General features: G+C 64.6%; 20 protein-coding genes and 1 pseudogene. 9 read left to right on the top strand and 12 right to left on the bottom strand.

Features of this window, described 5'->3' with window-relative positions:
• The first annotated feature begins 79 nt into the window (after positions 1-79).
• Positions 80-1,411 (top strand): IS1182 family transposase, encoded by a 1,332-nt coding sequence (locus AOQ71_RS06980; protein ID WP_057742559.1) that lies wholly within the window; start codon positions 80-82, stop codon positions 1,409-1,411.
• Between the two features lie 128 nt (positions 1,412-1,539).
• Here the strand turns inward: AOQ71_RS06980 and AOQ71_RS06975 are convergent, their stop codons facing one another.
• A complete protein-coding gene (locus AOQ71_RS06975; protein WP_057743606.1) occupies positions 1,540-3,639 on the bottom strand; it encodes a S9 family peptidase in 2,100 nt (699 codons plus the stop codon).
• 139 nt (positions 3,640-3,778) lie between these two features.
• On the opposite strand from AOQ71_RS06975, the gene AOQ71_RS06970 reads away from it, so the two are divergent.
• Together AOQ71_RS06970 and AOQ71_RS06965 are read left to right on the top strand one after the other, a co-directional pair.
• On the top strand, positions 3,779-5,215 hold the full coding sequence (locus AOQ71_RS06970; protein ID WP_057743641.1) for an MBOAT family O-acyltransferase: 1,437 nt from the start codon (positions 3,779-3,781) through the stop codon (positions 5,213-5,215).
• A complete protein-coding gene (locus AOQ71_RS06965) occupies positions 5,215-6,318 on the top strand; it encodes a hypothetical protein (RefSeq protein WP_057743603.1) in 1,104 nt (367 codons plus the stop codon). The genes AOQ71_RS06970 and AOQ71_RS06965 overlap by 1 nt, the downstream gene beginning before the upstream one ends.
• A 172-nt stretch (positions 6,319-6,490) precedes the next feature.
• Here the strand turns inward: AOQ71_RS06965 and AOQ71_RS06960 are convergent, their stop codons facing one another.
• The 3 genes from AOQ71_RS06960 to AOQ71_RS06950 form a co-directional block, all read right to left on the bottom strand.
• Complete coding sequence (locus AOQ71_RS06960; RefSeq protein ID WP_057743600.1) at positions 6,491-7,678, bottom strand: pyridoxal-phosphate-dependent aminotransferase family protein; 1,188 nt, start codon at positions 7,676-7,678, stop codon at positions 6,491-6,493.
• 185 nt (positions 7,679-7,863) lie between these two features.
• Entirely contained in the window at positions 7,864-8,601 is a 738-nt protein-coding gene (locus AOQ71_RS06955; RefSeq protein ID WP_057743597.1) for a thermonuclease family protein, read from the bottom strand.
• A gap of 232 nt (positions 8,602-8,833) precedes the next feature.
• Positions 8,834-10,561, bottom strand: a complete 1,728-nt coding sequence (locus AOQ71_RS06950) for a hypothetical protein (RefSeq protein WP_057743594.1) — start codon at positions 10,559-10,561, stop codon at positions 8,834-8,836.
• A gap of 408 nt (positions 10,562-10,969) precedes the next feature.
• Here AOQ71_RS06950 and AOQ71_RS06945 point away from each other — a divergent pair, with 408 nt between their 5' ends.
• The gene (locus tag AOQ71_RS06945; RefSeq protein WP_057743589.1) at positions 10,970-11,815 is read left to right on the top strand and encodes a caspase family protein; all 846 of its coding nucleotides are present in this window, start codon (positions 10,970-10,972) and stop codon (positions 11,813-11,815) included.
• A 232-nt stretch (positions 11,816-12,047) separates the two neighbouring features.
• Here AOQ71_RS06945 and AOQ71_RS06940 read toward each other — a convergent pair whose 3' ends face one another.
• From AOQ71_RS06940 to AOQ71_RS44865, 3 genes are all read right to left on the bottom strand, one after another.
• On the bottom strand, positions 12,048-12,938 hold the full coding sequence (locus AOQ71_RS06940; protein ID WP_057743584.1) for an efflux RND transporter periplasmic adaptor subunit: 891 nt from the start codon (positions 12,936-12,938) through the stop codon (positions 12,048-12,050).
• Between the two features lie 203 nt (positions 12,939-13,141).
• On the bottom strand, positions 13,142-14,179 hold the full coding sequence (locus tag AOQ71_RS06935; protein WP_245316764.1) for a lactonase family protein: 1,038 nt from the start codon (positions 14,177-14,179) through the stop codon (positions 13,142-13,144).
• A 223-nt stretch (positions 14,180-14,402) separates the two neighbouring features.
• The gene (locus tag AOQ71_RS44865; RefSeq protein WP_157083410.1) at positions 14,403-14,540 is read right to left on the bottom strand and encodes a hypothetical protein; all 138 of its coding nucleotides are present in this window, start codon (positions 14,538-14,540) and stop codon (positions 14,403-14,405) included.
• Between the two features lie 131 nt (positions 14,541-14,671).
• Here AOQ71_RS44865 and AOQ71_RS06930 point away from each other — a divergent pair, with 131 nt between their 5' ends.
• From AOQ71_RS06930 to AOQ71_RS47360, 3 genes are all read left to right on the top strand, one after another.
• On the top strand, positions 14,672-14,863 hold the full coding sequence (locus AOQ71_RS06930; protein ID WP_057743576.1) for a hypothetical protein: 192 nt from the start codon (positions 14,672-14,674) through the stop codon (positions 14,861-14,863).
• A gap of 398 nt (positions 14,864-15,261) precedes the next feature.
• Positions 15,262-17,361, top strand: coding sequence for a methyl-accepting chemotaxis protein (locus tag AOQ71_RS06925; RefSeq protein WP_057743573.1), 2,100 nt, complete (start codon positions 15,262-15,264; stop codon positions 17,359-17,361).
• Between the two features lie 108 nt (positions 17,362-17,469).
• Complete coding sequence (locus tag AOQ71_RS47360) at positions 17,470-18,243, top strand: L,D-transpeptidase (protein WP_057743568.1); 774 nt, start codon at positions 17,470-17,472, stop codon at positions 18,241-18,243.
• 25 nt (positions 18,244-18,268) lie between these two features.
• Here AOQ71_RS47360 and AOQ71_RS06915 read toward each other — a convergent pair whose 3' ends face one another.
• From AOQ71_RS06915 to AOQ71_RS06895, 5 genes are all read right to left on the bottom strand, one after another.
• Positions 18,269-19,966, bottom strand: coding sequence for a GMC family oxidoreductase (locus AOQ71_RS06915; protein ID WP_057743564.1), 1,698 nt, complete (start codon positions 19,964-19,966; stop codon positions 18,269-18,271).
• 124 nt (positions 19,967-20,090) lie between these two features.
• On the bottom strand, positions 20,091-20,351 hold the full coding sequence (locus tag AOQ71_RS06910; RefSeq protein ID WP_057743561.1) for a hypothetical protein: 261 nt from the start codon (positions 20,349-20,351) through the stop codon (positions 20,091-20,093).
• A gap of 213 nt (positions 20,352-20,564) precedes the next feature.
• Positions 20,565-20,924 carry a hypothetical protein gene (locus AOQ71_RS06905; protein ID WP_083514013.1) on the bottom strand — a complete coding sequence of 120 codons (360 nt, stop codon included), beginning with the start codon at positions 20,922-20,924 and terminating at the stop codon, positions 20,565-20,567.
• 200 nt (positions 20,925-21,124) lie between these two features.
• Positions 21,125-23,788 (bottom strand): bifunctional diguanylate cyclase/phosphodiesterase, encoded by a 2,664-nt coding sequence (locus AOQ71_RS06900; protein WP_057743557.1) that lies wholly within the window; start codon positions 23,786-23,788, stop codon positions 21,125-21,127.
• 278 nt (positions 23,789-24,066) lie between these two features.
• Complete coding sequence (locus tag AOQ71_RS06895; RefSeq protein WP_057743554.1) at positions 24,067-24,765, bottom strand: hypothetical protein; 699 nt, start codon at positions 24,763-24,765, stop codon at positions 24,067-24,069.
• Between the two features lie 173 nt (positions 24,766-24,938).
• Here AOQ71_RS06895 and AOQ71_RS06890 point away from each other — a divergent pair, with 173 nt between their 5' ends.
• On the top strand, positions 24,939-26,027 hold the full coding sequence (locus tag AOQ71_RS06890; protein WP_057743550.1) for a LysM peptidoglycan-binding domain-containing protein: 1,089 nt from the start codon (positions 24,939-24,941) through the stop codon (positions 26,025-26,027).
• 248 nt (positions 26,028-26,275) lie between these two features.
• Positions 26,276-26,494 (top strand): annotated as a pseudogene (locus tag AOQ71_RS47355) (Spy/CpxP family protein refolding chaperone); the annotation flags it as partial.

Genomic DNA, 26,494 nt, shown 5'->3' with positions numbered 1-26,494 from the left:
CACCCTACGAGACTGTGAATCTTTTGTACCGCGTGTCGGGCGAATGTGATTCTCTAGGCAGACTGATCTGCTGGAGAGGATGATGGCTGACGAGGGACTTTTTGGCGAATTGCCGGATCAGTCGGCGCCACGAACCGAAGCGGTGCCGCGGGGTGCACCTCGGCTGCGCGAGCCCGTGCGCAATCAGGTCGAATTGCGGGCGGTCGATATCGACAGCCTGATCGGGCAGGATCATCTGGCCCGGGTGATCTGGGCTTATGTCGAGGGGCTCGACCTGAGCGAGCTGGAAGATCGGGTTAAGGCACGGGAAAACAGGCCGGGCCATCCGGCGCCATCACCCCGGCTGCTGCTGGCGCTTTGGCTGTACGCCACGAGCGATGGCGTTGGCAGCGCGCGGGCGTTGGATCGGCTCTGCGACAGTCACGACGTCTACCGCTGGCTCTGCGGCGGCGTGTCTTTGAACTATCACACACTGTCGGATTTCCGGGTCGGCTGCGCGGACCTGCTGGACCGTTTGCTGGTCGAACATCTGGTGGCTCTGAATGAGGCAGGGCTGATTGATCTGGAGAAGCTGACCCAGGACGGGGTGCGGATACGGGCGAATGCGGGGGCCGGCTCGTTCCGGCGGGAGGCAACGCTCGGCCGGCAGATGGCCCAAGCGAAGGCTGTGGTGGAAGAGCTCAAGCGCGAGGTCGATGCGGATCCGGAAGCCAGCAGCCGGCGTATCAGGGCGGCCAGAGAGCGCGCGGCACGCGAACGCAGTGAGCGGGTGCAGGCTGCGCAGAGGGCTTTGGACGAGATCAAGCGGAAGCGCAAGCAACTCGACGAAAAAGGCGGCAATGGCAAAAAGCCGAAGGAGCCCCGGGCCTCCACCACCGACCCGCAGGCAAGGGTGATGAAGATGGCAGATGCCGGCTTCCGCCCCGCCTACAATGTGCAGGTGGCCAGCGCGGCCGGCGAACTGATCGTGGTCACGGTCGACATCGACAACAACGGATCAGATCGCGGCTTGATGCGGCCGATGCTGGAGCGAACGCGCACTCGGCTGAAGCGCTTGCCGCGTCGCTACCTCGCCGATGGCGGGTTCTGCAGCGGCGAGGACATCGAATGGGCGCACGGTGAAGGCGTCGAGGTCTACTGTCCTCCGCCCAACTCCAGGAGCGGTGTCGATCCCTTTTTACCTCGGAGCAGCGACGGTCCTGGCGTCGCGGCCTGGCGGGCCCGCATGGCCAGCGAAGCCGGCAAGGCACAGTACAAAGCCCGCACGATCTGCGAATGCATCCATGCCCGGTGGCGGAACTGGGACCTCAGGCAATTGACCGTGCGCGGCATCGAGAAGGTCCGTGCCGTCGTGCTCTGGTACGCCCTCACCAACAACATCCTGCAAGGACACCAACTGGCAAAAGCATAGACAGCACAGCCATCCCCCGGCGGTTCGACATCGACGGCCCCCGACATCAGCGCGGGCGCTACCCACTCTTTAATATCGAATGCGGAAATGACTCACAGGCTCTACGAGGCTGCTGCCATTGCTCCACCTCACGCCTCCGCCATTCCCGTCGCCCACAGCGCGAACGCATAGACGATCGCGACTTCATCGAGCCGGTCAAACCGGCCTGATGCGCCGCCATGGCCGGCGCCCATGTTGGTGCGCAGGAGCACCGGGCCGCCGCCTGTCATGGTCGCGCGCAGCCGAGCGATCCATTTGGCGGGCTCCCAATAGGTGACGCGCGGATCGGTCAATCCGCCCATCGCCAACACCGCCGGATACTCCCTCGCCGCGACGTTGTCGTAAGGCGAATAGGACAGGATGGTGCGGAAATCCTTTTCGCTCTCGATCGGGTTGCCCCATTCGGGCCATTCGGGGGGCGTCAGCGGCAGCGTGTCGTCGAGCATGGTGTTGAGCACGTCGACGAACGGCACTTCCGCGACGATGCCCGCGAACAATTCGCCGGCGCGGTTGGCGACCGCGCCCATCAGCATGCCGCCCGCCGAACCGCCATGGCCGACAATGCGCTTGGCGCTGGTGTATTTCGCATCGATCAGCGCGCGGGCGCTGGCGGCGAAGTCGTCGAACGAATTGGTTTTCTTCTCGCGCTTGCCGTCGAGATACCAGCCCCAGCCCTTGTCGGCGCCGCCGCGGATATGCGCGATGGCATAGACAAAGCCGCGATCGACCAGTGACAGGCGGTTGGCGTTGAACGAGGCCGGCATCGCCATGCCGTAGGAGCCGTAGCCGTAAAGCAGCAGCGGCGCCGTACCGTCGAGCTTGAGGCCGCGGCGATGGAGGATCGAGACCGGTACTTCGGCGCCGTCATGCGCCTTCGCCATGATGCGGGTGGTGACGTAATCGGCCGCGTTATGGCCTGACGGGATTTCCTGACGCTTGCGAAGCACGCGCGTCCTTCTGGCCATGTCGTAATCGTAGACCTCCGACGGGGTCGTCATCGACGAATAGGCAAAGCGCAAATTCGTGGTGTCGAATTCGTAGGAGCCCATCGTGTCGAGCGAATAGGCCGCCTCGTCGAAGGCGATCGCGTGCTCTTGCCCGGTGGCGAGATCGCGGATCACGATCGACGGCAGTGCGTTGGCGCGCTCCAGCCGCACCAGATGACCGGCATAGAGATCGAGGTCGATGATGTAGATGCCGGGGCGATAGGGGATCAGGTCGCGCCAGTTCTTGCGATCGGGCGAGCCAAGCGGCGCCGTCACGATCTTGAAATCGATGGCATCATCCGCATTGGTCAGGATGAAGAGTTCGTCGCCGCGGTCGGCGAGCGAATATTGCACGCCCTCTTCGCGCGCCGCGACCAAGCATGGCGGCGCCTCGGGGTTGGCGAGATCGATCAGCCGCTGCTCCGACGTCTCGTGATCGCCGCCGGCGATCACGCAGAAGCGGCCGCTGGTGCTCTCGTGCAGATGGGTGAACCAGCCGGCATCCTGCTCCTCATAGACCAGCGTGTCGTCGGCCTGTTTGGTGCCGAGCTTGTGGCGCCACACCTGCATCGGCCGGTGATTGTCGTCGAGCTTCACATAGAAGAAGCTTTTGGCGTCCTTGCTCCAGACTACGCCGCCGTCGGTCTCCTCGACGATGTCGTCGAGATCTTCGCCGCTCGCCCAGTCGCGGACGCGGATCGTGAAATATTCCGAGCCCTTGGTATCCGCGCTCCAGGCCTGCAGCTTGTGGTCGTTGGAGTGGCGGCTGCCGCCGAACTTGAAATATTTGTGGCCTTTTGCCAGTTCGTCGCCGTCGAGCACGATGTGCTCAACGCCGCCATCGCGCGGCATGCGGCCGAACAGCTCGTGCTGCCCGCCTTCGCGAAACCTGCGGAAATAGGCGAACGGCCCGTCCGGCGACGGCACGCTGGAATCGTCCTCCTTGATCCGCCCGCGCATCTCGCGCACCAGCATCTTTTGCAATGGTGCGGTATGGCCGAGCAGGCTCTCGGTGTAGCTGTTCTCCTCATCGAGATATTTGCGGATGTCAGGATCGAGCACTTTGGGGTCGCGCAGCACCTCCTGCCATTTCGCGTCCTTCAGCCAGGCATAGTCGTCGCTCACGGTGATGCCGTGCCGGGTGAAGGAATGCGGCCGGCGCGGGGCGACGGGGGGCTGGGAAGCTGTCTTGGCCTGGGTCACTCGATCCTCATTGAGAAGTGTGTTCCACCTTATATCGTCCTGAATTCACCAATTGCCAGCGCCGCTGCTTCACCTCGCCGGGTTGTTGATCGGTCCCTTCTATGCTTTAGGCTCGATATCCCGCCGCCGGTTCAGCCTGATGCTCTTCAACTCCTATCCGTTCATCCTGCTGTTCCTGCCCGTCGCGCTGGCCGGTTATTTCCGGTTGGGGCGGCGCAGCAATCTTGCGCCGGTGATCTGGCTGGCGCTGGCCTCGCTCGCCTTCTATGCCATCGGCAACTGGCAGTTCGTGGCCCTGTTGCTGCTCTCGATCGCCTTCAACTACGGCATTGGCCATCTCCTCATCGTGGCGAAGCTCGGCCCCTCGCAACGAAAAGCCGCGGTCATTCTCGGCGTTGCCGGCGATCTCCTCGTGCTCGGCATCTTCAAATATGCCGGCTTCGCCACCGAGAACATCAACGCACTGCTCGGCACGCATTTGGCGGTCCACGTCCTGCTGCCCGTCGGCATCTCCTTCTACACGTTCACGCAGATTGCGTTCCTCGTGGACGCCTATCGCAGGCACGTCGCGGCCTGCGCGCTGCCGCATTACGCGTTGTTCGTGACCTACTTTCCGCATCTGATCGCGGGGCCGATCCTCCACCACAAGGACATGATCCCGCAATTCGAGCGGAAGCAGACCAAGCATCCCGACGCGCATCTGATCCTGTGCGGCATCATCGTCTTCGCGATCGGCCTGTTCAAGAAGACCTGCCTTGCCGACGGCATCCAGCCGCTGGTCGCACTCGCCTTCGAGGCGCGCTCGCCGAGCTTTGACCAGGCCTGGCTTGGCGCGCTCGCTTACACCTTCCAGCTCTATTTCGACTTCTCCGGCTATTCCGACATGGCGATCGGCATCTCGCTGATGTTCGGCATCTTCTTACCCGTGAATTTCAACTCGCCTTACAAGGCCACCAGCCTCGTCGAGTTCTGGCGTCGCTGGCACATGACCCTGTCGCAATTCCTGCGCGACTACCTCTACATCCCGCTCGGGGGCAACAGGCGTGGCCCTCTGCTGCGCTACGTCAACCTGATGATCACGATGTTGCTCGGCGGCCTCTGGCACGGTGCGGCCTGGACCTTTGTGGCGTGGGGTGCGCTGCACGGCGCTTATCTCTGCGTCAATCACGCCTTCAATGCGCTGGTGCCAGGCATCCCATCGGCCCTTGCGCGCCCGGCCCGCATGGCCGGCGCCGTGCTGACGTTCCTGGCCGTCGTCATCGCCTGGGTGTTCTTCCGCGCCGTGAGCATCGACTGGGCGCTGCGCGTGCTCCGCGCCATGGCCGATCCTTCGAATATCGTCTTCGGCCGCGAAGAGGTCGCCGCAATGGTGCTGATTGCCGTCTATGCCGCTCTGGTCTGGCTGGCGCCGAACACGCAAACCATCATGGGCTATGATCACGGCAATCGTGGGGTGGGCGAGGCGTTGCGGGCGGGGCGCGTGCGGCCGCTGCTGCTCTACGGTGCATCGCTGGTGCTCGCCTTCGGCATTCTGGGCATCCAGAGCCACAGCGAATTCATCTATTTCCGGTTCTGATGCGCATGCCGCTCACACATTTACGGCGTCTTCTGCTCGCGAGCATCGCCTGCGTGCTGGGCGCAGCATTGCTCACCTATCTCGTCGATCCCCTGCAGCTGTTCCGCCCCTCGCGGCTGGCCTTCTACTCCGACGACACGCGCGTGCAGAATGCCGGCCTGATCCGCAGCCAGGCGTTCGACACCGCCTTCATCGGCACCTCGCTCGCCATCCATTTCCGCCAGAGCGACATCGATCGCGCGCTCGGCGTGCATTCGCTCAAGCTGGCGATGACCGGATCCAATTCGCGCCAGCAAAGCTTCGTGCTGGACCAGGCGATCGCCCGCGGTGCCAAGCGCGTGATCTGGGAGATGGATGATTTCATCTTCGTCGATGCCGCCGACATCGAGGCCGATCCTTATCTCCCCGTCGATCTCTACCGCAGCACGACGAAAGGCATAGCGTCCTATCTGTTCAGCGCGGCGATGGCGAAGGAATCCCTGTTCATGCTGTTGCGATCGATCCCGCCGTTGAAGCAGCCGCTGACGCAGGCGGCGCCTTATCTGCCGGTCAAGTTCGCGCTGGCTGATGTCGACGACATCTATGCGCTGCCGCGGGACTTGGACATTGCGCGAGACTACAATGCGAAGAAGACGCTTGCCGCCTTCGCTTACATCACGAGTCCCGTGCGCAGCCGTTTCCTCGGCGAGGGCTATGGCTATGAGGCCATGATCAGGCATTTCGAGCAGGATGCCGTGGGCCTGATCACGCGTCATCCCGACGTGACGTTTGACGTCTATTTCCCGCCATACTCCATCCTGCAATTCGTCGCGATGCGCGACGCCTCGCCCGGGACGTTGAAGATCGTCATGGATCTCACCGCTGTCATCGCGCAGCGCCTGACGCAGCTGCCCAATGCGCGCCTGCACGATTTCCGCGCGATCAAGGCGGTGACGCACGATTTGAGAAATTACGGCGACGTCATCCACCATTCGCCTGACGTGGATGCGAAGGTGTTGCAGTGGCTGGCGAGCGGGGAATACAGGATCGACCCGAACAAGCCGCTGATGTCGCTGGATGAGCTGAAGGCGCAGATCGAAGCCTATCGTGTGCCAAGGCCGTAGCCAGACATTCCGCCGTCGTCCCGGCGAAGGCCGGGACCCATAACCCCAGGGAGAAGTTCGGCGAAGACTTGGAGTGAAAAGGGCTTTGGTACTGCGACCTCCGTCGATAGATCACGCGGTATGGGTCCCGGCCTTCGCCGGGACGACACCGAACATGGGGCTGCGCATAGCCCTACGCCCCCACCTGCTCGCCAAGATAAGACACCGCGGCCTCGAGCCCGCCCTTGCCATGCGGGATCTTCAGCGCATTCAGCCCGACCTCGATGACCCCGAGCGTGCCGAGCAGCATCGGCGCGTTGACATGGCCCATATGGGCGATGCGGAAGGCCTGGCCGGAGAGGTCGCCGATGCCGGTGCCGAGCACGACGCCGCACTTCTCCTTGCAATAGCGTTGCAGCACCGCGGGGTCGTGGCCGGTGGTCATGGTCACCGTCGTCACGGTGTTGGAGCGCTCATGCGGTTCGGCAACATTGAAACCGAGCACCTGGCCTTCCGTCCATGCGCCGACCGCGCGGCGCGCGGCTTCGCCGAGCAAGGCGTGGCGACGGTAGGCGTTCTCCAGCCCTTCCTCGTGCAGCATGTCGATCGCCTTGCGCAGCGCGAACAGCAAATGCACCGGAGCGGTGCCGGCATATTTGCGGTAGTTCTCGGTGCCCTCGCGTTCGCTCCAGCTCCAATAGGGCGTGGACATGTTGGCCTTCTTGTGGACCTCCTGCGCGCGGGCGCTGGCAGCGACGAAGCCGAGGCCGGGCGGCGTCATCAGGCCCTTCTGCGAGCCGGACATCGCGACGTCGACGCCCCATTTATCCATCTCGAACGGCATGCAGCCGAGCGAGGCCACGGTGTCGACCATGTACAGCGCCGGATGACCGGCCGCCTTGATCGCCTTGCCGATCGCCTCGATGTCGTTCTGCACGCCGGAGGCGGTGTCGATCTGGACGACGACGACAGCCTTGATCTTGTGCTCGGTGTCGCGGCGCAGCCGCTCCTCGACCTCGTGCGGGCGCACCGCGCGGCGCCAGTCGCCCTTGAGCACCTCGACCTCGGCGCCCATCAGCGCTGCCGCATTGCCCCAGCCGATGGCAAAGCGTCCGCTCTCCAGCACCAGCACCTTGTCGCCGCGCGACAGCACGTTGCTCAGTGCGGCTTCCCAGGCGCCGTGACCGTTGGCGATGTAGATGTAGGACTTGCCCTTGGTTGCGAACAGACCAGAGATGTCGCGGAGCAGGCTTTCGGTCAGCTCGAGCATCTCCCTGGAGTAGATGTCGATCGCCGGACGATGCATCGCCTGCAGCACCGCGTCGGGCATCGTGGTGGGTCCGGGGATGGCCAGAAATTCCCGGCCCGCGCGAACGGTCATTGCTATCTTCCTTGTGTCGTGAAGACTGTCTGGTGGGTCGCTGATTTGTTCTTCTACGCGGCTGGGAGCCTTGAGAAAAGTCCGCAAAACGCAGGTCTGGGGCGGCTTTTTGTTGTGAGCATGGTCTTGCCGGAAAACCGCATCACACTTTGCGCTAACGCGGCCCTTCGGGTCCGGACCATGCTCTATCGTTTAGTCTCCCGGCAGCCGGCGGCCTCCGCCTCCTCGACCGAGCAGAACCAGCGGGTGCCCTTGCTGATCTTCATCTTGATCTGGGCGTACCAGCGGCTGGTGGGCTGATGGTAAATGCACTCGCCCGACGAATTGACGTTGCCCTTGATGGTGCAGTCAGGCGAGGGCGCGACCGGCCCGGAGGCCGAGGCGAGCAGCACCGCATGGGCGCCCTCGGGCGGCTTGGTGGCGCCCAGGATTGCAGTCTTCTTGTTGCGCACGCGCCAGTCCCAGGGCGCGATGAAGGCGCCCTGCCACATCCCGGCCTTGGCTTCACGCGCGGCCGCTTCGTCCGCCTCGTAGTCCTTGGAGAGGCGGACATAGGCAAGCGCCCAGCCGTTGCGCACCAGCCATTTCTGGATGTCCTCGCCGCCGACCTCGCAGCGCGCCACGGTGCGGCCGCGCCGGTCGATCGAGCGGGCATGGCAGACCCAATTCTTGCCCTCGGTGTATTTGGCGAGCTCGTCGCGCGCGGCGACGCCGCAGGTCCAGCGCTCGCTCTTGGTGTTGAGGCAGAGCTGGTCCGCCGAGGGCGCGTCGATGCCGCCGAGCCGGATCCGCGTGGTGCCGATCACGACGGAATCGCCATCGCGAACCTTCGCGGTGCCGGTGATGTCGGCGGCCAGCGCCAGCGAAGGCAAGCCGAGCAAGGACAGCGCAATCAGGAATTTTCGCAACGTGCCGGTCCGCATTGTCTCAAGAACACCTTGATAAGCCGCGCAATTGTGGTCGGCTTTGGGCCACACAGCCAGCCTATGCCGAACAGCGAGGCTTTCAATTTCCCGTCATCGCGGCCGATCTCGTAGGGTGGGTTAGGCGAAGCCGTAACCCACCTCTTTCGTTTCCACGGCAGACAGAAGTGGTGGGTTACGCCCAACGAACTGCGCTTCGCGCAGTCCGCAGGGCTGACCCACCCTACGACACCTACCCCCGCGCCATCGCCCGCTTCGCCACGGCCAGCGCCATCAGCACGAAGGCCGACGTCACTTCCGGCCCCCCGACCAGAATCCGCGTCGGGGTCTTCATCTTGTTCCATTCATAGGCGCGGAACGGGCCGCGGCGGCCGCCCTCGCCTGTCGCGTTGACGATCACATTCAGCGCCGGCGCGAAGGCGCGCGGATCGGCACCGAGATGGCCGAGCGCGATCAGCGCCAGCGCGGCGTCGAACACGTTCATCTCCGCGGCCATCAGCTCGCCCTTGACGTAGGAGAGCACGCGATGGCGGATGACGTCGAAATCGCCGGCGGGATCGATTGCGGCCTGCGCTGCCAGCGGCAACGCCAGGAAGGCCGCATAGCAGCGGCCGAAATAGGCGCTGTAGAGCTCCGGCAGATAATAGATGTGCGAGCGCGGATTGGAAAAGGCGCCGCTCGCAGCCAGGCGCTTCTGGAAACCGATGATGCGATGCAGGGTCGCGAGCCGCGCCGGCGTCTCCAGAATCTTCCAGCGTTTGAGGTTGCGGAAGCTCACCTCGAGAATGTCGAGATTGAGCGTCGGATCGAGATCGTTGCCGTAGGGACGCTCGCCTTTGAGATTGTCGATCCAGGTGGCAACGCCGCCTTCGTAGTCGATGTTATCGTTGAGCGGCACCGTCACGCGCGGCTCGTTGACGCCCGTATGCACCTGGTAGGTGGCGTAAAAATCCAGGAGCGGCTGGTCGATGATCGCATCGAGGCAGCCGGCCTGCGTCGCTGCCGAGATCGAGCACGCCGTGGTGTCGCAGTCGGGTACATAGACGCCGAAGCCGAGGTCCTGCTTGATCTGGGCGAAATAGCGCGAAAAGCGCGGATGCGGCGCCGGTGCCAGAGCGGTGATGACGTTGAAGCGCGCGCCGCCTGCCCCCTCGACTTCCTCGCGGCTGATATTGACGCAGAAATCGACCATGTCGGCGATGGCGCGCTCGGCCGCGATCTTGTCCGCCGGTGCGGCGAGCCCGCTCTCGACATAGCTGAGCAGCGCCTCGATGAAGAACGCATCGTAATAGGCCGAGCGGTGGCGGATCTGCACCGGCTCCCACATCGGCTCGGCGACCCCTCGCCAGGGTGGATTGACCACGGCGCGGGCCGGCGAGCGCGCGATGAAGACGCGGGCGAGGTTGAACAGCAGCGAGGAGTTCTTGTAGCCGCGCGCATTCAATCCTGACAGCGCCATGATCAGCTCGCGCCCGCGAAAGTCGGGATCGCCGATCAGGTTGAAGGCGGCATAGGTCGGCAGGAAACCGTTCTTGCGGTAAGAGCCGAGCAGATGCTGGGCGCAATCGCGGATGATGCCGTCGATCTGTGCCGGGGCAGGCATCGCGCCGACGAAGGCGGCCGGCGGCGGTTTGGGATGGTCGAGCGCGATGGTGTCGACGAGCTCGGCGATGGGCGCGCCGACCGCCGTCCAGTCGGGCTCGGTATCGTCGCGGGCGCGGACCAGAGCCTCGCGCAACCGGGCGAGCTTCGCCTCGCCGCGCAGCTCGGGGAGGCCGGCACGGCGCAGCAGCAGGCGCAGCGCGGGATTGCCGAGCGCAGTCTTGTAGAATTTTGCCAGATGCGGATCGCCCCTGGCAGGACCCGACAATACGGGATCGCAGACGTCGTAAAGCGAGGGGCTGTCCTTGCGGGCTGTCAGCGCCCGGCACGCGGCACCTGCGAAATAATGAAAGCTCATGAAATACCTGGTCGCGGGGGACTTTTCCGGAGGCAGGCCTGCGACCCGCCCCCGCAAGTCGTTGAAAAAGCTACCCGGATTCGCGGGAAATACAAATGTGATCAGCGTCACGAAAAAGGCGGCACAGGAGCTGCATGATCAGTCCCCGGAAGGCTACGGGGGAACCAAAAAGCGGGAATCTCGTTAGAGAAATCACCCAATATTTTCAGCGGCTTAGGTCAAATTTTGGATGGTCTATTGCCGGGCTGGCGATCTCGGGTTAAGGGTTTGTTTGGTGCGGCGCCGCAAATTGCGCGCAATTCGGGGGCACTCCCCCGGCCGATCCCTCAAACCTAAAGACGCCATCGCGCTACTCAAACAGTGTGCGCGCGCTTGGCAGGTCTTTGGCACTGACAGGAATGAAGCGAGATGAATCTTAGGCAGCTCGACATTTCCAGACGCTCGATTGCGTTCGCCGCGGCCCTGATCGGCACCGTGTCGCTGGCGATCGGCGCCCATGCTGCCCTCAACATGCGTGCGCTCGACGCCGCCAAGGCCGTTTCGACCGAGGTCACCGGCTCGGTCGGCCAGACCTCGCGTCTCGCGCTTGTCATCGGCAATGGTCATTACCCCGACGCCAGCGCGCCGCTGACGCAGTCGATCAACGACGCGCGCGCGCTCTCCTCCAGTCTGCGCAAGAACGGTTTCGACGTCGACATGGTGGAAGACGCCAGCAAGGACGACATGGTCCGCGCCGTCAATCGGCTGAAGTCCCGGATCAAGCGCGACACCACCGTCATGCTGTTCTTCGGCGGCTATGGCGTGCAGGCCGGCCGCGAAAGCTACATGCTGCCGGTCGATGCCGTGATCTGGAAGGAAAGCGACGTGCGCCGCCAGGGCGTCTCTATCGAGGGCGTGCTCGAGATGATGAAGGAGCAGGGTGCCAAGGCCAAGCTCGTCGTCGTCGATGCCTCGCGCCGTAACCCTTACGAGCGTCGCTTCCGGTCCTACTCGCACGGTCTCGCGCCGATCGGCACGCCCGACAATGCGCTGATCCTGACTTCGGCGTCGCCTGGCAAGGTCGCCGACGACGGCAAGGGCGAGCACTCGACGCTGGTCAGCGAGCTGCTCAACAACCTCAATGCGCAGGGCACCGCCGAAAGCGTCTTCAACAAGACCCGCGTCGCCATCTCCCGCGCTTCCGAAGGCGACCAGGTCCCGACCGTGTCATCCTCGCTGCTCGAGGACGTGCATTTCGACCAGGCCGGCGGTTAGATTTTCTCCGCTCTCGTAGGGTGGCAAAGGCGCAACGCGCCGTGCCCACCATCTTTCCAATACTTTGCGAGAAAGACGTGGGCACGCTCCGCTTTGCCCACCCTACGACATCGTGCTTGGGGCACGTCTACCTCTCCATCGTCATTGCGAGCGCAGCGAAGCAATCCGGAATCCCTCCGCGGAAAGACTCTGGATTGCTTCGCGACGCTCGCAATGACGGATGACGCGCGCCCTACTTCGCGGCCTCGCTCGCCATCACCGGCCGCACCGGATCGCCTTCGCGCAGAAGCGCGCCGGCGCGGGCGACGACGATGTCGCCTTCGACGAGGCCGTCGCGGACCTCGATATTGCCGCCCGACATCAATCCGATCTCGACGCGCTTGGTCTCGACGCGGTTGCGGCGGATCACCTGCACCACGGTGCCGGCGGATGAATATTGCACCGCTGTGAGCGGCACCGCGACATTGCAGCTCTGACCGGTCTTGATCAGCGCGCGGCCGCTCGCATTCAGCAGCAGCCGCTTCTGTGGGGAAGAGATGCCGATATAGACCATGCCCTGCTGGATGTTCGGCTCGACGGTCGGACCGATGCGGCGCACCTTGCCGTCGATATCGCCGGCGCCGGCAATGCGCACGGTGACAGGCTGATTGACCGCGAGCTTGCGCATGTCGGTGGTCGCGACCAGGCCAACGAGATCGTATTCGCTGCGCGCCACGATCGTGAACAGCGCCTCGCCCTTGGCCGAGGCGAGGTTGCCGATCTGTGCGGTCGAGGTGGCGATCACGCCGGCCACGGGCGCGGTGACCTGGAGCGTGCCGCCTTCGGGCAGCGCCAGCCGCGCCAGCATCTGGCCGGCCGTCGTGGTGTCGCCGGCCTCGGCCAGCACCTCCGTCACCTTCAGCCCCGGACGCTCGGGCCGCACCGAGGTCTCCTCGCGCGCGATGATCGTGCCGGTGGCCTCGACGATGTCGGAGAAACAGGATTTGGCCGCCTTCAACACCGTGACCGCCGGCCCCTTGGGCGCGTCGTCATCGGCCGCGCGCACCGGCTGGACAGAGATCAGCGCGAGGCCGGCAAGGGCAACGAAGGTCTGGGACAGGGAACGCGCAGGCAATGAACGCATCGGTCATTCCGGTTGGCCGCATGAAGGCTTGCATCGATAGCAGAAGCGGCAGCACTGGGCCATGGGCTGACCGGATCAGAAATGCCGCAGCGCAGGCGGCGCGATGCCCCCTGTTGAATTGGTCGCTGCAAGAACGAAGAGGTTCGCTCTCGTTCCCCCTTCCCTGGAGGCGCCCCCCCAGGGGAGCGTAAGAGAAAGCTCCCTCACTGCAACGTCAAAAACTCCACCCAGTTCGGCTTCCTGCCGGGGGTATAGGACTTCAACTTGCTGAGCGCGCCGCTGCTCTGATCGATGCTGTAGACGGTCATGGCGTCGGAGAGTTCGCCAACCGCGGCGAGGTAGCGGCCGGTCGGATCGATGTTGAAGCCGCGCGGCTGCTTCTCGGTCGGCACGCTGCCGACGGTGGTCAGCTTGCCCGATGTCGCATCGACCTTGTAGGCGGTCAGCGTGTTGGTGGTGCGCTCGGAAGCATAGAGGAAGCGACCGTCCGGGGTGATGTGGATGTCGGCGGCCCAAGGTTTCTGACCAGAGTCTTTTCCGTTGAAGCCTTCCGGCAGCGCGGTGGTGCGCTGGATCTCGCTCCAGGCCCCGCTCCCTGCCTCATAGCTGTACGCCGCGACGTCGCCGTTCAGCTCGTGGATGAGATAGACGAACTTGCCATCGGGGTGGAACACGAAGTGCCGCGGCCCGGATTTCTCCGGCGTCTTGACAGCAGGCTCGCTCGGCATCAGCGAGCCGGCGCTGGCATCGAACGCAAAGCGCAGCACCTGGTCCGAACCGAGATTGGTTGCGAACACAAAACGGTTGTCGGGCGAGGGCAGGAAGGCGTGTGCGTTCGGCCCGGTCGGGATCACCTGCCTCGGCTCGGCGACGACGCCGTTCGCAGGAAGCGGATTCAACGCGACCTTGTTGCCGCCATAGGAGGCGCTGAACAGCACCTTGCCGCCGCGGTCGGTCGCGATGTTGGCCATGCTGTCGGCGAGCGGCCCGTTGCCGATATGGTTGAGGAGGCCGGTCTTCGGGTCGATCGCAAAGCTCACCGCCTGGAACGGCTGCGAACGGACACCGGCGATCAGCACGCGGTGGTCGGGCGTGATTGCGAGCGGCGTCGAGGCGCCGGGCTTTTCGATGCCGGTGAAGGCGGCGGTCTCTACCAGCGTCATCTCGCCGTTGTCGGCCATCTTGAACACGCTGATGTCGTTGCTGTCGGCATTGCCGACATAGGCGAAGGTTTCGGCCATGCCGGCACGGGCTCCCAAGACGAGGGCAAGAGTGGTAAAAAGGGTGGTCGCGATCGCAGCGCGCGGCAGTTTCGATGTGACTTGGCGTCCCGGTCCGATCAAGGGCGTCCTCCCGATGTGGCGTTATCGTTTTGCGGCAGAGGATAGCGGCTGGCATTCCCTTGCACCAAAATCCAGATCGGATCGATCGATGCCGAAAATGCATCGTTTCTTCTGGTCGGAGCTAGCGCACCGCCCCCGTCAGGTCGCGCGAGTGCAGATGCGGCGTTGCCGCATGGTCGGGCGGTCCGAGCACGGTCCACACGGCGACCGCCACTATGGTGGAGGTGAGGATGGTCCAGGCGACGAGTTGCTTCCGCATCAGGCCAAATCCGTCGCTCGAGACATCGGTGCGCTCTGGCCATTCTGCACCGCAAAAAGCGATGCGGCTGTGAACTCGTTCACAGCGCAAATAGTGCGCGAACCATTGCCGGCGGTGTGCATTGACCCGGCATGCCCCGCGAAAACGACCTCGAAGGCAAGCCCGACATGGGCGGCAAGCACGGCGGCCAGGCCGGCCAGCCCAAGCCGCCGCCGCGTCCGCACGAAGGCGCTCGCGATGAAGATGTCGTGGCAAAGCGCCACACCGCTCAAGCCGACCAAACCGGCCGCAAGGTCTCGCCGACCAACACATCAAAGCGCTAAGCTTTGCCTGCTACTGCTCAAGTCGCAGGCCCCGGCCACGCGATCGTCAGGGAACGGCAGCCCCTTCGCGCCGTTACCCCGGTCCTGCAGGCCGAGGGCACAACGGAGGCTGGTAAAACGGAGGCTGGAAGTGTTTTGGATCTATTGGGACACCGCCTGGTCGCTGATCATCAGCGGTATCATGTTCACCACGATCGTGACCCACCCGGACGCCGAGTTCGCTGAGATCCGGGCCGGACGACAGTGACATTCCAGGCGAGGGCCTGAATACCGTCTGAACATCCATCCGCGCGGGTGCCATTCAACTCGTCTCGCGCGTGGGTAAGCTGGTGAACCAAATCTTAGGAGCGGCGCGGTATTTTTCTGAATCGTTTTCTGATTCAGAGGCCGCGCTCCCTATGGCATTGTTCGGCAATCCTTCGATTCGTTCTGTTCTCGGCGCCATCATCGGTGTCCTCGGCCTGTTCCTGGTCGGGCAGCTCGCAAGCGGGCTGTTCGGTGCGATCGAGCGCAACAGCGCCGCGCAAAAGGTCGAGCGCTATGCCGGCACTGACCAGCAGCTCTTCACGGCTCTGCTCGGCTTCCGGATCGAGCGCGGCACCTTCCTGTCGGCGCTGGTTGCCGAAGAGCCGGCCAATTCCGCAGCCGATGACCGAATCGCGGCCAACCGGCAGACGTCGGAAGCGGCCTACAAGAGCGTGCTCGAACGCCTCGACGGCGTGTCCGATTCCCGCCTTGCCGGCCTCCTGGGCAAGCTCGTTGCGCTCCATGATGCCTTGATGCCGCTGCGGACCAAGGCCGAAGGCCTGATCCATCACCCGAAGGCGGCGCGCGACACCAAGCTGGCCGACGAGTTCCGGAAAACGGCGGCGGACTATCTCGACGCCATCCTCGCGCTGACCGTCGATCTCGAGAACGCGCTCAAGCTCACCGACCCCGTCGTCGATCATTTGCTGGGCGTCAAGCAGTCGGCCTGGGCCGCACGCAATTTCGGCGGCCTCATCGCGATCCGTCTCGAGGCCGCAGGCGCCGCCGCAAAGCCCTGGACCGCCCAAGACATCGTCGGGGCGGTCGAGGACGGCGGCCGTGCCAAGCAGGCATGGAGCCAGGTGCAGGATGCGGCCGGACGCGCCGACGCCCCGGCGAGCCTCACCGACGTCATTGCGCGTTCGAAGGCTGCCGATGCCGTTGCCATGGTCGAGCGCCAGCAGGGGCTCATCAAGGCGCTGAGCAACAACCAGACCATCGACATCAAGGGCGTCGAGCTTGCCAAGCTCAACACCGCCATCCTCAATTTCTATGTCGAGGCCGGCCAGGCGGCGCTTGCCGAAATGGTCGCCCGCGCCGGGCAGCAGAAGACGGCCGCGATATGGAGCCTCGCCTTCAACGGCGCCATGATGCTGGTGGCGCTCGCCATCACGGTGTTCGGCTTCATCCTGGTTCGGAGCCGCGTCTCGACCCCGATCCGCAAGCTGACGCAGGCGATGCAAAAGCTCGCCGAGCGCGACTATGAGATCGAGCTCGCAGGCATCGAGCGCGGCGACGAGATCGGCGAGATGTCGCGTGCCGTGTCGGTGTTCAGGGAGAACATGATCACGGGCGACCGCCTCGGCGAGGAAAAGGCGGCCGAGCAGGCCAAGAAGGAGCGGCGCCAGCTCGCCATCGACCGGCTGATCGAGCAGTTCGAAAAGACTGTCACGGAATCGCTGCACACGCTGGCCTCGGCCTCGGGTGAGCTGAATGCCACCGCGCAGTCGATGTCCTCGACCGCCGAGCAGGGCTCGTCCCAGGCCGCCTCCGTCGCCAGCCTGTCGGGCGATGCCTCCTCCAACGTGCAGACGGTGGCGGCGGCGACGGAAGAGCTGTCGGCTTCGATCAGCGAGATCAGCCGCCAGGTCGCAGAATCCTCCAGCATCGCGGGCGCCGCCGCCAGCGAAGCCGAGCGCACCAACACCGAGGTGCAGGCGCTGGCCGACGCCGCCCAGCGCATCGGCGATGTCGTCGCGCTGATCACGGGCATTGCCGAGCAGACCAATTTGCTCGCGCTCAACGCCACCATCGAGGCCGCGCGCGCCGGCGAGGCCGGCCGCGGCTTCGCGGTAGTCGCGTCCGAAGTCAAGAACCTGGCCACGCAGACCGCGAAGGCGACGGAAGAGATCACCGGCCAGGTCGCCGCGATCCAGGGCGCCACCAAATTGTCGGTGACCGCGATCCAGTCGATCGGCACCACCATCCAGCGCGTCAACGAGATCGCAGCCGCGATCGCGGCGGCAGTCGAGGAGCAGGGCGCCGCGACGCGCGAGATCGCGCGCAACGTGCAGCAGGCCTCGCAAGGCACCAACGAAGTCTCGCGGCATATCTCGGGCGTGTCGCAGGCGGCCGGGCAGACCGGTGCCGCCGCCGGCGAGGTGCTCGATTCCGCCAAGATGCTGGCGCGCCTGTCTGACGATCTCAAGCGCGACGTCGACCGCTTTGTCGGCGATCTCCGGGCGGCGTAGGCTCGTCGTTATCAGCCGTTAACGGTTCCAGGCCGAGGCGAAATCGCTTTGAAGTTTGTTAAATTTTGCTGGGTACCTCTCCCCTCGTAGCGTGATCCGGGGAGAGTCATGGGTAAGCGGGCCAAGCGTGGAAAAGCGGAGACCGTCGCACTACCCATGGCCGCGCGGGTCGCAATCGGCGCCGTCGCCGTCGCCGCATTGGGCTACGGCTTGCTGTCCGGCCCGGAGAGCGCTCAGCCGATACGGAAGCCGGCCGCGCACCAGGCCCTCGCGTCGTCGACGCCCGTCTACGTGGCAGCTCCAGCTCATGCATCCGCGCCGGCGCCGGCTCCGGCCCCAGCTCCGATTCCGACCCCGGCGCCTCTGGTCGAACCACCAAAGGCCGCTGACGGTCCCGGCGCATTCGTCCGGCAGGTGGTTGACTACGCCAGCCACCAAGCGCCGGGCACCGTGATCGTCGATACCAAGAACACATTCCTCTATTTCGTGCTGAACGACACCCAGGCCCTGCGCTACGGCATCGGTGTTGGCCGCGAAGGTTTCACCTGGTCCGGCGAGCAGACGGTGGCCCGGAAGACGGAATGGCCGGATTGGCGTCCGCCTGCAGAGATGCTGGTGCGTCAGCCTTATCTGCCGCGGTTCATGGCAGGCGGTCCCGGCAACCCGCTCGGCGCTCGAGCGATGTATCTCGGCGAGACCGAATTCAGAATCCACGGCACCAACAAGCCCGATACGATCGGCAAGCGGGTCTCGTCCGGCTGCATCCGGTTGACCAATGACGACGTCGTGGACCTCTATGAGCGGGTGAAAGTCGGAGCCAAAGTGATCGTGCTGCCGGCAGTCGCGCCGTCATCTGGACCGAAGGTCGCCGAGGTCCAGTAATTCGCGCCACTGTCCCCGCTGCGTATCACTGCATCATCGCCGCCGCGATCTTCTCCGCCGACATCAGCACCGGAAAATTGGTGTTGGCGCACGGCACCACCGGGAAGATCGAGGCGTCGACGACGCGCAGGCCCTGGATGCCCTTGACGCGGCCTTGCGTGTCCACCACCGCCATCGGATCGTCGGCCCGGCCCATGCGGCACGAGCAGGAGGCGTGCCACACGCCGATGGCGGCCTTGCGCACGAAAGCTTCCAGCGCCTCGTCATTGTTGATCACGTCATCGAAGGTGAAGCCCTCGACCACGAAATTGTCGATCAGATAGTGACGCAGCGCCGCCGGCCCATCCATCAGGATCGCGGCGATCCTGGTCAGGATCTTGTTCTTGGTGTTGACCACGCCGATCTTGCGGACCCTGTCGGTGTAAGCGGCCGGAAACGGCTTGTCCGTCACCTGCCTGACGATATCGCTCATCTGAATGGCGGCCATCTTGCGGAAGCCGCTCATCAGGCGGTCGAGGTCCCGCCGGTCCGACAGCAGATTGAACTCGACGATCGGCTCGACCGTGGGATCGCGCGAGGCGAGCTTGACCTGCCCCGTCTCCGAATAGGTCTTGTTGACGAAGGTGAGCAGCGAGCCGATCTGCTCGCCGACCGCGTGCCAGGCCGATTTGGAGAGCACGATGACGAACATGTCGCCCTTCGGCACGCCCGAAAGCCCCGACGAATAGCGCAGGCCGAGCTGCACCTGCCGCCTGGTGTGCTCGTTCATGCGCGCGCCGCGGCGAACGAAGGACGACAGCGAGATCGAGGGATGGTCCATCAGGCGCTGGCCGACGCCGGCGAGCCCCATCCGCACCGGAATGCCCATGTCCTTGAGGTGGCCGACCGGGCCGATGCCCGCGCGCAACAGATGCGCGGGCGAATGGATCGCGCCCGCGGACAGAATGATCTCGCGGCCCCGGAATTCCTGCTCGCGGCCATCGATCATGGCTTTCACGCCGACGCAGGCCGTGCCTTCGAACAGCAGCTCTCTGACCTCGGTGTTGGTGGAGATCGTGAGATTGGCGCGCTTGCGGGTGTCGCGGTCGAGATAGCCCATCGCCGCCGAGACGCGCTGCTCGGCCTCGTTGGAATGCGTCACCGGGAAATAGCCGTCGACGAACTCGCCGTTCTGGTCTGCCACATAGGGATGGCCGGCTTGATCGAAAGCATCGGCGACCGCTTGCGAATGCTTGGTCCAGTGCTCCCGGGGAATGCGGCGCACGGGAATCCGGCCGTTCTTGCCGTGATACGGCCCGTCGAAATCGAGGTCGCGCTCCACCTTCTTGAAGAAGGGCAGCACGTCGGCCCATGCCCAGCCCTCCGCGCCACGCGTCTGCCATTCGTCGTAGTCGGTCGGTGCGCCGCGATTGGCCATCTGGCCGTTGATCGACGAGCCGCCCCCGAGCACGCGCGCCTGCTCGTATTTGCGCATGGGCGGACGCGCTTCGTGCGGATTGTTGTGGCTGACGACCTGGGTCGTGACCTTGAGCTCGGTCCAGTGAAAGCGCGGGTCGAAATAGGCGGTGCCCGGATAGCTGTCCCTGATCTCGGCCGGCTCGTTGCCGGGTGGCGTGTCCTGTCCGGCTTCGCACAGCAGGACCTTGTTGGCACTCCCAGCGGAGAGCCGGTGGGCCAGCACGGACCCCGCCGAGCCGCCGCCCACGATAATGTAGTCGTACACGATTGGCGTTTCCTCTTGCTCTTGAGACAAGAGGGTAGCGTGGAAATATCGCGAGGTCACGCCCCGGCCGATGCAGGCGGGGGCTGCGTCAAGACGCTATTGCAAAACCTCTATTGCAAGACCTCTATTGCAAGACCTTGGGCATCACGACGACGACGTCGACCTGCTTGTTCAGCACGCGCGAGGCCACGGCGGCGATGAGCGGCGAGTAGCTGTCCTCGATGTCGGAGGCGACGTCCTCGTTCCTGGCGAAGGCGTAGAGCATCGTGCCCTCGATTTCGTCGAAGCGGATGCCCGCGAAGACGTGGTCGAACGCCTCGGCGCCGACAATGCCGGCCATCAGAGCCTGAATGGCGTGGTCCTGAACGCGTGTGAGCTTCATCATGCCGATGAGATATGGCAGCGCCGCGCGAATACAAGATGCGGTGAAGCAGTCGCGGGCAGTCCGTAGGGTGGGTTAGACGGCGGCTGCGCAAAGCGCAGTCGCTGGCGTAACCCACCAATTTTGTCTCCGCGGAAAGAGGTGGGTTACGCCGTGCGAACCGCGCTTTGCGCGGTCGCAGGGCTGACCCACCCTACGAGCTACGAGCCGAAAGCCTCACGTCATGCTGCCGGGCATGAAGCAACGGATCAAGGTGCGGCCGCCGACGTAATAAGGCCAGACGATGGTGCGCCCGACGCGGTTCGGCTCGGTGATCACGGTGTCATCGGGCACTTCGATCCAGTCACCGAGAATCCTCACGCGATAGTGTCCACCTCGCGTCTCCCAATCGACGTCGTCGAGCGCCGTGCCGTCGGCATCGGCGCAGCAGGGACCGCCGCCCTTGCTGTGCAGGCTCTCGAACCAGCCCTTGAGGGGGGAGTTCGCAAAGCGACCGTCGTCGCGCGCCTGCGCGGCGAGGCCGACCATGGCTGCGGCTGCTATGAGAGGAATCATCCTGAAAGTCACGATCGCCATATCGCCTCGCTCGATGTGCACGCGCGCCCGTTCGCAGACGACAAGCCGCCTGCGATGCGCGTGATGCAATGTTGACTAATTCCCGATCGGCCGGAGTTCCCGGTCGCCTCAGCAGCGCGATAACGGCAATGTGCGAGGTTTGATCCTATTTTCGGAACGGGGGCGGCGATGGTCCGAAAACCGCAGGCGGGGCAATAGGCTCAAGCCGCGGCCGCCTGCTTCGACAGCAATTGCTTCAGCTTCGCCGCCGGGATCGCCGGGCTGAACAGCCAGCCCTGCATCTGGCTGCAGCCGAGCTGCCGCAGCACCTCGCGCTGGGCTTCGGTCTCGACGCCCTCGGCCGTCGTCGCCATGTGGCGGGCGGCGGCCATGTGCACCACGGCCTGCACGATCGGGGAGGAATCTTCTGGTTCGCCGATATCGCTGATGAAGCTGCGGTCGATCTTGATCTTGTCGAAGGGGAAGCGGTGCAGATAGCTCAGCGACGAATAGCCGGTGCCGAAATCGTCGAGCGCGATGCGCACGCCGAGCTCGCGCAGCTGCTGCAGGACGGTCAGCGCCTCCTCGTCGTCGCGGATCAGCACAGTCTCGGTGATTTCCAGCTCGAGCCGTTCCGGCGCCAGACCCGACTCGGCGAGCGCAGCCGCAACCTTCAGCGCCAGCGTCTTGGAGCGGAACTGGACCGGCGAGACGTTGACCGCAATGTGGATGTCGCCGGGCCATGATGCGGCCTCGAGGCAGGCCTGCTTCAAGACCCATTCGCCGATCTCGCCGATCAGGCCGGTGTCCTCAGCGACCGGAATGAAGTCGGCGGGCGAGACCATGCCGCGCTCCGGATGACGCCAGCGCAGCAGTGCTTCGCAGCCGGTGACGACATTGGCGGAGAGATCGACCAGCGGCTGGTAATGCACCTCGAACTCGCCGCGGGCCAGCGCCTGGCGCAAATCGAGCTCGAGCTGGCGGCGCTGGCGCGCCTTGGCGTCGTATTCGGGCACGAAGATGCGGAAGGTGCCGCGCCCTTCCGACTTCGCCGCATACATTGCGAGATCGGCGCGCTTGAGCAGCTCGTCGATGATGTCGCCATGGTCGGGCGCGATCGCGATGCCGATGCTGGCATCGGTCGTGATCTCCTGGCCCTTGCAATCGACCGGCATACGCAGCGATGTCAGGATCTGTTCGGCCAGCGCGCTCAGCCCGGCCTGGTCGGAGGTGCCGGCCTTGACGATCGCGAACTCGTCGCCCCCTAACCGCGCCACCAGATCGTTGCCGCTGACGCAGGCGCGCAGGCGGCTTGCGACCTGGCGCAGCAATTCGTCGCCGACCTCGTGTCCCAGCGAATCGTTGACGCCCTTGAACTCGTCGACGTCGATATAGAGGATGGCAAACGGCTTGCCTTGGGCCAGCTCCGCGACGCGGCGCTCCAGATGGCCGCGCATCAGCACGCGGTTGGGCAGGTCGGTCAGCGCATCGTAATGCGCCATATGGGCGATGCGCTCGTCGGCCCGGACGCGCTCGGTGACGTCGTCATGAGTGGCGAGCCAGCCGCCGGCCGCGCCGGGATGGTTCTTGACTTCGATCAGGCGGCCATCGGAGGTCTCGACGATGCTGCTCTGCGTCAGCCCGACCTGGCTCAGGATCCTGTCACAATATTCGTCAACGTCGCCCTCGAACGAGCCGGTGTCGGCGCGATGCTGGATCACGTCGCGGAAATGGACCCCGGGCTTCACCGCATTGGTCGAGAGGCGGTACATGTCGATGTAGCGGCGGTTGCAGACGATGAGCCGTTCGTCCTGGTCGAACATCAGGAGCCCCTGCGTCATCGTGTTCATGGCGGTGTCGAGCCGCTGCTTCTCCAGCGAGAGGCGGTTGGTCACCTGGCGGAAGATCAGGAACAGGGTGAGCACGAGCAGGCCGATCGACAGCACGGCCACGGTGACGAAGAACTTGGTTTGGGTGCGCCAGGTGGCGAGCGTTGCGTCCAGCGACCTGGTTGCGATGATCACGAGCGGCTCGCCGCTTAGGAGGCGCGAGGCGACAATGCGGTCCTTGCCGTCGATCGGGCTGGTGAGCCTGGTCGTGATGGAGGTGTGCTGGAACACGGCCTTCTGCTGCGCCGAACCGATGCGATAGTTCTGCCCGATCATCGCCTCGACATGCGGAATGCGCGCGAGCAGCTGGCCGCTCTGGTGGTACATCGCGACCGAGGAATCCTCGCCGAGCCCGGTCGAGGCGAAGAAGGATTCGATCTGCTCCGGCGCGATCGCGCGCGTGACGATGCCGAGGAATTCACCATGCGGACCCGACACGCGCCGCGCCATCACGATCGCCGGACCAGTGCCGAACCGGCCGGGTACGACCTCGACCTCTTCCTGCGCCGCAGGATCATTCCTGAGCTTGATGAAATAGCCGCGATCCGACACCGAGATGTCGGCGACGGGCCAGCGCTTCGTCGAGTTGATCAGCACGCCGCGCGCATCGAACACATTGGCGCCGGCAATGTCGGACCAGCCGCTGGCCTTGGTGCGCAGCACCTCGTGCACGGCGAGCGTGCCCATCTCGCTGCGGAAGACATCGGCGGATTCGATGCCGTGGCTCTCGAGTTCCGCGATGATGCTCTTCTGGAGCACCGCGAAATCCTCGAACTCGCGGTCGAAATGGCGCGCCAGCAGGCGGACGGAGCTTTCCAGGCTGTCGCGACCGCTCTCGATGGCGTTCTTGCGGAAGCGGTCGACGGTGAGCGCGGTGCCGACAGCGGTCGCGGCCATCAGCACGAAGCCGCCGACGATCAGCCACGTCAGCGGCGCGCCGCGCCATTGGCGAAGCAGCACGCGCAGTCGCGCGGTCCATCGGATTGATGCGCCCATCCCAGCTCTCCCTTGGGATGCAGGATGCAGCAAAACCGACAAGACCCCGTTACCATTGAGGGTTAGGGAACTATGAATCGGAACAAGATCAGAGGCTTGGCACGGCGCCGTTAGACACGGGTCCTGTAGGGTGAGTTAGCCCTGCGACCGCGCAAAGCGCGGTTCGCAGGGTGTAACCCACCTCTTTCATCTCCGCGGAGACAGAAGTGGTGGGTTACGCCAGCGACTGCGCTTTGCGCAGTCGCTGTCTGTCTAACCCACCCTACAACTGTGTCCTCTCACTCCCGCTTCACTTCCCATTTCAGCGCTTCCGCATTCTCCTTGGCGAAGATCTCGGGCACGTCGAATGTCCCGGTCTTCAGATCGTAGCGGCATTGCCAGCCGCCCAGCCCCTTCATGATGGTGTTTTTCGGATGCTTGTCGTATTGGCCGGCGAGGCTGATCACGAGATAGCGGTTGTTGGGCCAATCGACGCCGAGCCAGCGATAGGCCTTTTCCGTGCCCTTCAGCAGATTGGCCGAGATGTGGAAGTCGAGCTTGGCGAAGTGCTTTGTCTCGGGCCGGCCGTAGAAATAGGCCCAGGCGAGATCGCTCAGCGATTTCCTGGTCGCGCCGACAAAGGTGCCGTTCTCGGCATGATAGAGAAACAGATCCTGCTCGCCCGAACCGGTCTTCTGCATCCGTACCAGCCATTGCGAGTCCGCGGTGAAGCGGAAGCCGGCCCCATAACCCTGCTCCGGCTTCAGCTCGGTCATCTGATCGCCGCGACGGGCCCAGACCTGCCATTTGACCTCCCAATCGCCGGCGTCCTTCACGTACTGTTCGAGCTTGGTGGCGCCGTCGGGCGAGGTGAAGGCGAGGTCGGCATCGTCGCTGAGGACAAATCCCGGCGGCGGGCCGGAGGCGGCAAGCGCCGGGGTGGCGGCGAGTGCCAGGGCAAGCGCCAGCCATGGCGCGGCGCGGCAAAATGCGGTCATGACGAAATTCCTAAAAAATGGCCGCCAGAATGGGTGATGCGGCCTCGCTGGTTTGACGCCGAGAGGGCCGGCTCGGTTCATCCCTTCGAACGTCTTGCTGCCGCAGCCAAAACGGCGCAATTTGCCGAGGCTGATTTGCGACCCAGAGATTTTTGATCAAGGCTTGAGGACTGATGATCACCGCAACCAAGGCCTTCATCGCATTCTGTCTGCTTGCTCTGGTCGGCACCGTGCTGGTGATCGGCCCGACCGAGCTGCGCCACATGCTGCCTGATGGCACGAACACCGAAATGGCGGGGGTCGCGAAGCCCGAGGCGAAGGCTGAGGGCAAAAACCAGCCCAAGGTCGAGGCCAAGGTCGAAACCAAGGCCGAAACCAAGGTTGAGGCCAAGACAGAACCGAAGACAGAACCGAAGACGGACGAACCGAAGCTGGCCGCGGTTGCACCCGCGCAGTCCGCCTCGCCTGTAACCGCCGATGCGCCGAAGGCGGGCGCGCTGGCCGAGACCCAGAAGCAGGTCGCGGCGCTGGGTGATGTCGCACCGGCCAAGCCGCAGCCTTCAGCTGCGGACACCGGTCCCCGTTTCGACGTCGCCCGCGTCGACGCTCAGGGCGAGGCCGCCGTGATCGCGGGCCAGGCCGCACCGGGCGCCACGGTCGAGCTGCTGCGTGACGGCCAGCCGCTCGACAGCGTGGTGGCCGACGCGTCGGGCCAGTTCGTGATGACCCCGCCAAAACTTCCCGCCGGCAGCTACGAGCTGGCGCTGCGTGCCAAAGCCCCCGACGGCACCGTCATGCAATCCAGCCGCACCATGCCGGTCACGATTGCCGAACCCGCGCCGCCGCCGGCGCGTGTCGCTGTGGCCGCGAAGCCCGAGGCAAAGCCGCAAGAAACAAAACCTGACGACAAGTCGGACGTCGTCGCCTCGCTCCCGGCGCCGCATCTGGCCTCGACCCCGGAACGATCGGCGGTTCGGCCGCGGATGATGGGTACGCCCAAACCGAAGTCCATGGCGCGCGTACCGGCGGCAGGTGCGACCGTTGCAGCGGCCTCGCCTGCGGAGGCGCTTATCACCACACCAGCAGAGGCCAGCGGCAGCAGGGTGATTTCCAAGGGCGACAGCCTCTGGGCCCTGAGCCGTCACGCCTATGGCGACGGCGCCCGCTACGCGGTGATCTTCAATGCCAACCGCGAAAAGATCCGCAATCCAAACCTGATCTATCCCGGCCAGACCGTCGTGGTGCCGCAAAAGCCGCAGTGAGGCTTGCGCTCGCGGCTTCGTTCGATCGTCATTCCGGGGCGATGCGAAGCATCGAACCCGGAATCCATCGTGCCACCATTGTCGCTACCCAATGGATTCCGGGCTCGCGCCAAGAGGCGCGCCCCGGAATGACGGGCTGCGCCGCGGAACATTTGGTTCCCCGGCGCGTCTACTCCCTGCGACGCGATGCGTGTTGGGAGGACAGCGCAGTGCTCAGCTCAGCGGTGATGTCGAGACCAGGCTTGCGATTGACGCTGATCGGCGCGGTTCTTGCGATTGTGACAGTGTTGCTGCCCAACAGGGCCAACGCACAGTTCGGATTGCGCGGCGGTCCGCTCGGCATTGCCCGCTTCGCCGTCGGTCACGTCATCGGCCTGTCGCGGCTGCGCCATGCCCGCATGGCGGCGCGAGGCAGCCGCTATCGCTCCGCGGCGATGAGCCCGCAGGATCCGCGGCAGAATCCGAAC

This window comes from Bradyrhizobium manausense (assembly GCF_001440035.1).
Lineage (GTDB): Bacteria > Pseudomonadota > Alphaproteobacteria > Rhizobiales > Xanthobacteraceae > Bradyrhizobium > Bradyrhizobium manausense.
Note: the sequence above shows the minus strand (reverse complement) of the source record. Positions and strands in the feature narration are given on the sequence as shown.